Genomic DNA, 8600 nt, shown 5'->3' on the forward strand with positions numbered 1-8600 from the left:
AACCTTTAATCGTTTAAAAGGGTAACCTCAACTTTAAAACATTTCAACATTTTAACTTTACAACAAAATGGCTACACAGCTTAAAAACCTATCAGATTTTTCAAATACCGAAATACCATCAGCACAACCATACCGCTTTGGCATTGTTGTAGCTGAATGGAATGCCGAGATCACCAATGCACTTTACCAGGGCGCTTATCAAAGCCTGGTAAATAATGGCGCCCTGCCCGAAAACATTGTTGTATACCCGGTACCCGGTAGTTTTGAGCTTACTTCGGGTGCAGATCTGTTGTTGAAAAAAGGTGGCCTGGAAGCAGTAATATGCCTGGGTTGTGTGATACAGGGCGAAACCCGCCATTTTGATTTTATTTGCGATGCTGTGGCAAATGGGGTAAGTAATGTTGCCATAAAATATTCAAAACCTGTTATATTTGGTGTACTAACCACCGATAACCAGCAACAGGCTATTGACCGTGCCGGTGGTAAACATGGTAACAAAGGCGACGAGGCTGCCATTACCGCTATAAAAATGGCGCACCTTGCTGAAACCTTAAAAGGCTGATCAACGTAAAACCGATATCAATTAATACGATGAAAAAAATTATTTACATAGCGTTTATAGCCCTGGTGGTTGGTTGCACAATCTCATCATGCTCCAACAAATTATGCCCGGCTTATGGTTCGTATCCAAAAAGCGGTCGTTAACAGGTAATTGTCATTTTTTATTTTCGCTTAAAGCTATAGGGAGTTTTTTGTGTTATTTTGTAAGTTAGTTTTACTTATAGCACTGTACACTATATCATTATCTTTATGAATTGGATTTCGTTGGAGTCGGCAGATCAATTGAATAGCATTAAACAACACCAGGGTTACAGCCTGATATTTAAACATAGCACCCGCTGTTCGATCAGCATGATGGCAAAAAAACGTTTTGAATTGGATTGGGAAGATCTTCCCGAAGATATGCCCCTTTATTTCTTAGATCTGATTACTTACCGCGACCTGTCAAAACAGGTAGCCGACATTTTTCAGGTACATCACGAATCGCCTCAGCTATTGCTAATCAAAGATGGCGAATGCGTGCTTGATCAATCACACGGTCAGATCTCGGTTGACGAAGCACTATCGGTTTTAAATTAGCATTTTCTTAGTATACACAGCCACGCGTCATTGCGAGGAGGAACGACGTGGACAACCGACCAGAGGGAGCTCATTAATACCGATAAAAAAACAATCAAAAAATTAATAATCCCCGATAAGCAGAGCCACTCTGTATAGTTGGGGATTGCCACGCTACGCTCGCAATGACGTGATGATAATAATGAGGCGTATTTTATCTTGTTTCCCTATTCTTGCCCCTTGCTTCTGCATATCTATTATAATTTATTCGTAAAACTTGCATTGTAGCCCACAATGGGTTATTTGGTTTTTAACTACATTTGTACCATGATTGAATTACCGGTAGTTCCAGCTGTTAACCAACAACCTCAACGTAAGCCTGATTGGCTGAGGGTTAAACTTCCTATTGGAAAAGAGTATACGCATGTACGCAGTTTGGTTGATGAACATAAGCTGCATACCATTTGCGAAAGTGGCAATTGCCCCAATATGGGCGAGTGCTGGGGAGCTGGTACAGCCACCTTCATGATACTGGGTAATATTTGCACCCGCTCTTGCTCGTTTTGCGCGGTAGCCACTGGCAGGCCGCTGGCTGTTGATATAGATGAGCCTAACCGTGTAGCTACTTCGGTAAAACTGATGCAGGTAAAACACTGTGTAATCACTTCTGTTGACCGTGACGATCTGAAAGATGGTGGATCCATTATCTGGGCCGAAACCATCAATGCCATACGTCGCGAAAGTCCGGATACTACATTAGAAACTTTATTGCCCGATTTCAGGGGTAACTGGGATAATCTGGCACGTGTGCTGGAAACTCGTCCGGAGGTAGTATCTCATAATCTGGAAACCGTGCGCCGTTTGACCAAAGAGGTACGCATCCAGGCTAAGTATGATCGTAGCCTTGAAGCTTTAAAACATGTATCAGAAGCTGGTTTACGCACCAAATCGGGCATTATGCTGGGTTTAGGCGAAACCGAGGATGATATTTTAGAAGCTATGGACGATTTGCTGGCCGCAGGTGTACATATACTTACTTTAGGCCAATACTTGCAGCCTACCCGTAACCACCACCCGGTAATTGACTGGATCCATCCGGATCAGTTTGCCCGGTTAAAACAATTTGGATTAGATAAAGGTTTTAAATACGTAGAGAGTGGCCCATTGGTACGCTCATCTTATCATGCAGAAAAACATCTGTTTGATATATGATAATTCCTTTATATATTCACGCTGTTGAGTAAGAAACATAAAATATCACTAACCGAAGAGCAATTAGTTTTTTCATTGAGAAATCATGAAAAAATTGCTATTGAGGCTTTGTATGATATGTATTCTGCTTCACTGTTCGGTGTAATTTCACGTATCGTTATTGATACCGCCATTGCCGAAGATGTTTTACAGGAAACTTTTGTAAAAATCTGGCACTCCTTCTCCAGTTATAGCACAGAAAAAGGCCGCTTATTTACCTGGATGGTAAATATTGCGCGCAATTTGGCTATAGATAAGATCAGATCAAAAGATTTTAAGAATCAGAACAAAAACCAGGAACTTGAAAATACCGTAAATTCTATTGACGAACAAAACAATACAGTTTATAAGCCTGAGTTGATGGGTGTTAAAGATTTGGTTGAGACATTAAGGCCTGAACAAAAATCAATAATCGATCTGGTGTATTTTAAAGGTTACACACATGTGGAAGCTGCCGATGAATTAGGCGTTCCGCTGGGTACCATAAAAACACGGTTGCGAATGGGTATCCAGCAACTCAGAAAACATTTTAATTGAAGTAGTGGAAGATATAAGAGCATATATTGAATCAGGAATACTTGAACTTTACGTTCTGGGGGATGTAAGCCCCGACGAAAGGTTACAAGTAGAAGAGATGGCACAAAAGCATCCTGCCGTGAAAGCGGAACTGGATGAAATTGAGCGCTCCCTGGAAGCATATGCTCTGAAAAACGCCGTTGAACCATCAGAAAACTTACGCGACCGTGTAATGGGCAGCATTCTCACCAATTTTGGCGACGATAACAACTTTCCCGAAAAGCCACACCCGGTTAATCACAAAGTAGTTGAGTTAACTGCCCGTAAGGAAACTAATTTTTATAAATATGCCTTCGCGGCCAGCTTAGCCTTGTTAATAGCCAGCACCGTTGCTTTGGTACGTGTTTACTCGCGCCTACAGCAATCCAACAACCAACTGGAAGCTATACAATTGCAAAATCAACACTTTAGTAACCGTGTAAACTTAATGGACAGGGAGTTGGGGATATTCCGCGACCCGTCGTTCAAATTATTAAAATTACAGGGAACTGCTAAAACTCCGGCCTCGGTTGTAACGGTTGCCTTTAGCGCAGCCAGGAAAAAAGTAATGATTGATATGGGTAATATCAAACTGCCCGAGAATGATAAAGATCACCAATATCAACTTTGGGCATTAGTTGGCGGAAAACCTGTTGACCTTGGTGTTTTTGACGCCAAAAATGATTCGACCGGTATGAAGGAGATGAAGCCAATAGCACTTGCAGATGCCTTTGCCATAACTCTGGAACCAAAAGGCGGCAGCGTTAATCCAACCATGGATCAGATGGTGGTTTTGGGTAAATTCTGATCCACCTTATCCTCTTCAATTTTCTTATTTATATCATATTACAGTCTCCGGGAGTCATCCCCCATTCCAATTAGTTTTAACAATTTTTAACATAATTTATACCCTATTTAAGTCATTTTAGGTTATTTTTGCAAATAAACCAGTACCTTATCATGTTATTTAACAATTATTTAACCGAATTCTAAACGAAATATTTGTTTTTTTGTAACTATTGGGGTACTTAGTGCGTCTTATGTGTAGTTAGATTAAAAAACCTGATGAATATCATGAATCTAACCCTATAAATTTGAGTATTTAGTTCTTTATAAGATCAGTTAATAGTTAATCAAAAACGGTTGTATCAATACTTGCAACCGTTTTTTTTATGCCATTAATTTGGCCATGGTAAGCGGCAATTGGGTTATGAGCTTGCCTGGTAAAACCACACTTAACCTATTGGGTAAAGCCAATTCATCACCGGCTTTGCCGTGTATATAGATACCAATAAGACAAGCTTGCAGCGGTGTGTATTTTTGTGCCAGCAATGCGGCAATTATTCCCGTCAACACATCGCCCATACCGCCCGACGCCATAGCTGCATTCCCCGACGAATTAAAGTAAGCCCGGCCCTCGGGAGATAAGGTTATGGTGTAATCGTTTTTCAAAATGATGTGGATATTTAGTTTTTTAGCCTGCTCCATACCTGTTTGCAAGCGTTGCCACCAGTTTTTATGTTCGCCAAACAGGCGGTCAAACTCTTTCATGTGGGGTGTTAAAATACTCCCGGCTGGTAATTTTTTTAATAAGTCAGGATGTTCAGCCAGTAAATTAAGGGCATCGGCATCAACAACGATGGGCTTTTTATGATTTTTGATCAATGCCGATAATAACACAAAAGCATCATCATCCTTACCCAAGCCCGGTCCTATAGCTATCGAACTAAATTTATCCCATTCAATTCCGGGCAACTCACTCTCATTACGCACAATGGCCATGATTTCGGGCTGATAGCTATTCAGCGCGGTAAGGCCACTCTCGGGCACGCAGGCTGTTGTAAGTCCCGCTCCGGCATGAGCAGCCGCCGAAGCGCTGAGCAAAGCCGCTCCCATGGTTTTGGCTTTCCCGGCAATGATGAGCGTATGCCCATAAGTACCTTTGTTGCTAAAATGCCGGCGTGGCTTGAGCCAGATCTTTACATCCTTTTCTTCCACAAACCGGTAACTCGAGTTGATGGATTGCACATACTTTTCGTTGATACCAATATTTACCGCCTCCCAGCAATGGATATAGGGTGCCGATTCGGGCAACAAAAAATTGATTCTTGGTTGCTGAAAAGTGATTACCAGGTCGGCTTCAATAGCTGTGGAATCCAACTGTATCTCTCCGTCGCAAAAAAGTCCTGTGGGTACATCAACCGCTACAACAGTTTTTTTGAGGGCATTGAGGTGTTTCACCAGGCGTTCATAGTCACCGGTAAGGGGTTTGTTGAGGCCGCTGCCTAAAAGCGCGTCGATAATGATCGAGCTGTTTTCATCGGGTAGCTCATCACCCTTATTTATTTCGCTTACCGGGATATCAATTTGTTTTAAGCGCTCCAGGTTAATATCAAAATCGGCAGTGGTTTTATCGCTGTAACGAATAATCCTTACTGTTAGTTTTTTATACTGATGCTGATGCAGTATACGCGCAATGGCCAACCCATCGCCGCCGTTATTACCGGTACCGCAATAAAAGCTGATGGTTTGTTTTTTATCCGGAAAATGATTGATAAACCAGCCCACAAAGGCCTTGGAGGCTCGCTCCATCAGATCAACGGACGAGATAGGCTCATGAGCTATGGTGTAGGCATCAGCCTGGCGTATTTGTTCGGCAATTAGTAATGGTAGCATATTATTCTAAAGTAAGGAATAATATGTTTTGTTTTTGTAAAAGCAGATAGCTTATTCGATTGGGTTACAAACCTTTTACTATGTTCAAAAACTCATCGGCAGAAATAATTTTCACAGAAGGAAAATCAAGGTTTTTAACGATATTAAAGTGTACGTCGTTGGTTACGAGATAATCAGCATTAGCAGCTACAGCAATGTCAAAAAATTTGTTATCATCAGGGTCCTGCTCTATTAAATTCCAGGAATAATAAACTTGTTGATATATTACCTGGGGTGCTTCAACAAAGATATCCACTACAATTTCAGCTACACCAGGAGCTGAATATCGTTGTAATATCTCCTCATATTCGTATATTAATTCCTCGGCAACTATCAGGTTATATTTTTCAGCTATAAATGCATCCCAAATTGGTCTGTGGCGACTTCTTTTTCCAATCGCAACCAGAAGTATATTGGAATCAAGTACAACTTTCATTAATATTTTTTGGCGCGGCACAATTTTCATTAATGCTTTTTGGAGGGGCCACGAAAATGTGATTTACTTAGCTCATCATAACTTTGCTCTGTAATATTCTCTTTATTTTCCCAGTCGTCCACAGTTTGGTCCAATCGCCTTGACAATAATTTCACGGCCAAACGCCTGATCTCCGCAAAGTCAGCTTCTGGCAGAGGCTTTTTTAGCAGTCTCAACATCAACACTTGTTGCTCATTTAAAGCATCTGACGATAATTCCTTTACTCCCATAATTCAAATATAACGAATTCATTAGTGATAATTTGATTTACAAGTCTACCCCGCAAAGCTAAACTTACCCATCAGCACCGCTGGATTATTACCAATGGTCATAGGCTCACCACACAAAGCCTCGTTACCCAGCAGGGCAAATAGGATAGCTTCTTTAGCATCGGGGTCAATCCCCAGGCTGCCCGTATCGGCAATAAGGGTATCGGCCAGCGCCTGTTTCAGATAGTTTACTACAAATGGGTTTCTGGCACCGCCACCGCTTATAAATATATGCAGGTCATTCGCTTCAATATTTGTCCGGATAAAATGCTCAATGGCCACCGCGGTAAACATGCTTAAGGTACTTACCAGGTCCTCATTTTTTATGTGCTCCGTACCCGTGCGCAACTGCGCCTGTTCCACATAAGCCAATCCAAACAATTCCGGACCGGTTGTTTTTGGGAGAGCTTCTTCAAAAAAAGCATGGTTAAGCAATGCCCTGAGCAGATCCTCATTTACCTTACCACTATAGGCAATAGCCGAATCCTGGTCATAGGCCTTATTAAAATACTTACGGCATGCAGCATCGATCAGCGTATTTCCCGGACCGATATCGGTGCACAAGATCTGACTGGTATCGCCATCGGCAGGCAGATAAGTAAGGTTAGCGATACCGCCAATATTGAGCAATATGCGGCTCTCGCCCGGTTTACTACCCAGCAGCACATCTCCATATAAAGCTAATGGCGCCCCCTCACCACCGGCCGCGATATGCTTCTGCCTGAAATCGCTGATGGTTAATATCCCGGTTTTTACCGCAAGATGGTCGCCATCGCCAATTTGCAGGGTGGCATTCGGGTAATTGGCCCGGTGATGCAGCCGCTGCGGTGCATGGTAGATGGTTTGTCCGTGACTGGCTATAAAATCAACGGCGGTAGTATCTATACCCCAACCTGCTAAAGCTTCCAAAACCAGTTCGCCATGATAATTGCCAATGAAAGCATTCAGTAAAGTTACCTGTTCCAGATCGGCCGTTTTTCGGGCAAATACCTGCTGTACCTCGTCCTTAAAACTTTGCGAATAGGGTATGGTAATAAATTGCAACAGTTTAAATTGGGTTTGCAGACCGCTACCGGTAAAACTGCACAAGGCAATATCGAGTCCGTCAAGCGACGTTCCAGACATTAAACCGATACCCGTTTTTTTATCTTTTTGGGCGATAGTAAACAGCTGTTGCAGGTTTTGATTGAACGGTAACATGGCATTAAATTACAATTTGTTGCCGGGCTTTGCAAAAGTTAAATGAATAAGAGATCTTATCCAAAGGACAGGGACTTTACACAAACGTTTGCGAATTAAAGTAAGAGAAATTAATGCCCTCACTACCTAAATATCTGATATATTTGTTTTGAAACAAGCATATAAACTTATAAATACTGATACATGGCCCGATTAAATTTATTGGAAGAGACCCGGTACGAGAAGCTGCCGGTAAGCGTTTATGGCAGTCAACAGGAAGCCTCACTGGCAGTAGCCGCCCGCATTGCTAAACTGATCCGTGATAAACAATCACGTGGCGAAAAAGCTGTGCTCGGTTTGGCTACCGGTGTTACTCCTATTGGTGTGTATAACGAACTGGTGCGGCTACATAAGGAGGAAGGGCTTTCTTTCCAGAACGTGATCACTTTCAATCTCGATGAGTATTATCCCATGAAACCTGATGCAGCCCAAAGCTATGTTACTTTCATGTATGAGAACCTTTTCAGCCATGTAGATATTGATAAAGCCAATGTACACATCCCCGATGGTACTTTGGATAAGGACGATGTGGTGGCTTTCTGTTTAAACTATGAGCGCCAGATCGAAGAACTCGGTGGCCTTGATCTCCAGATCCTGGGTATTGGCCGTACCGGTCACATCGGTTTTAACGAGCCGGGTTCTGCTCCTAACTCGGGGACCCGTTTGGTAACTTTGGACGACCTGACCCGCAGCGATGCCGCCCGTGATTTTGGTGGTAAAGCCAATGTGCCTACCAAAGCCATCACCATGGGTATTGGTACCATTTTTAAAGCCCGCGAAATTATCCTGATGGCCTGGAGCAAGAAAAAAGCACCTATCATCAAAAAAGCGGTAGAAGGCGAAATGTCGGGCGAGGTGCCGGCTACTTACCTGCAATTGTCTGATCATGTAGAGTTTGTTCTGGATGAAGCAGCGGCTTCTGAACTCACCCGTTTTGATACGCCATGGCTGGTTAAAGATTGTTCATGGGAAGATAA

General features: G+C 42.5%; 10 protein-coding genes. 6 read left to right on the forward strand and 4 right to left on the reverse strand.

What is annotated here, in order from left to right; translation table 11 throughout:
* Window positions 1–67 precede the first annotated feature (67 nt).
* The 5 genes from ribH (at window position 68) to FHW89_RS25310 (ending at window position 3733) form a co-directional block, all read left to right on the forward strand.
* Window positions 68–562: a 6,7-dimethyl-8-ribityllumazine synthase gene (ribH, locus tag FHW89_RS25290; RefSeq protein ID WP_172337840.1), complete on the forward strand. Its 495-nt coding sequence runs from the start codon at window positions 68–70 to the stop codon at window positions 560–562.
* A 248-nt stretch (window positions 563–810) separates the two neighbouring features.
* Entirely contained in the window at window positions 811–1140 is a 330-nt protein-coding gene (gene ytxJ / locus FHW89_RS25295) for a bacillithiol system redox-active protein YtxJ (RefSeq protein WP_172337841.1), read from the forward strand.
* 306 nt (window positions 1141–1446) lie between these two features.
* On the forward strand, window positions 1447–2331 hold the full coding sequence (gene lipA, locus FHW89_RS25300; RefSeq protein WP_172337842.1) for a lipoyl synthase: 885 nt from the start codon (window positions 1447–1449) through the stop codon (window positions 2329–2331).
* 24 nt (window positions 2332–2355) lie between these two features.
* Window positions 2356–2907, forward strand: a complete 552-nt coding sequence (locus FHW89_RS25305) for an RNA polymerase sigma factor (RefSeq protein ID WP_172337843.1) — start codon at window positions 2356–2358, stop codon at window positions 2905–2907.
* 4 nt (window positions 2908–2911) lie between these two features.
* Window positions 2912–3733, forward strand: a complete 822-nt coding sequence (locus FHW89_RS25310; protein ID WP_172337844.1) for an anti-sigma factor — start codon at window positions 2912–2914, stop codon at window positions 3731–3733.
* Between the two features lie 362 nt (window positions 3734–4095).
* On the opposite strand, the gene FHW89_RS25315 is transcribed toward FHW89_RS25310, so the two are convergent.
* The 4 genes from FHW89_RS25315 to FHW89_RS25330 all read right to left on the reverse strand — a co-directional run bounded on the left by FHW89_RS25315 (window position 4096) and on the right by FHW89_RS25330 (window position 7584).
* Complete coding sequence (locus FHW89_RS25315; RefSeq protein WP_172337845.1) at window positions 4096–5601, reverse strand: NAD(P)H-hydrate dehydratase; 1506 nt, start codon at window positions 5599–5601, stop codon at window positions 4096–4098.
* 64 nt (window positions 5602–5665) lie between these two features.
* On the reverse strand, window positions 5666–6106 hold the full coding sequence (locus FHW89_RS25320; RefSeq protein ID WP_172337846.1) for a putative toxin-antitoxin system toxin component, PIN family: 441 nt from the start codon (window positions 6104–6106) through the stop codon (window positions 5666–5668).
* Window positions 6106–6345 carry a hypothetical protein gene (locus FHW89_RS25325; protein WP_172337847.1) on the reverse strand — a complete coding sequence of 80 codons (240 nt, stop codon included), beginning with the start codon at window positions 6343–6345 and terminating at the stop codon, window positions 6106–6108. The genes FHW89_RS25320 and FHW89_RS25325 overlap by 1 nt, the downstream gene beginning before the upstream one ends.
* 45 nt (window positions 6346–6390) lie before the next feature.
* On the reverse strand, window positions 6391–7584 hold the full coding sequence (locus FHW89_RS25330; RefSeq protein ID WP_172337848.1) for an anhydro-N-acetylmuramic acid kinase: 1194 nt from the start codon (window positions 7582–7584) through the stop codon (window positions 6391–6393).
* A gap of 183 nt (window positions 7585–7767) precedes the next feature.
* Between FHW89_RS25330 and nagB the strand changes: the two genes are divergently transcribed.
* Window positions 7768–8600 (forward strand): glucosamine-6-phosphate deaminase (nagB, locus tag FHW89_RS25335; RefSeq protein ID WP_172337849.1); only part of this gene is annotated, 833 nt, incomplete at its 3' end.

Origin of the sequence: Mucilaginibacter sp. SG564 (assembly GCF_013149275.1) — a bacterium.
Lineage (GTDB): Bacteria > Bacteroidota > Bacteroidia > Sphingobacteriales > Sphingobacteriaceae > Mucilaginibacter.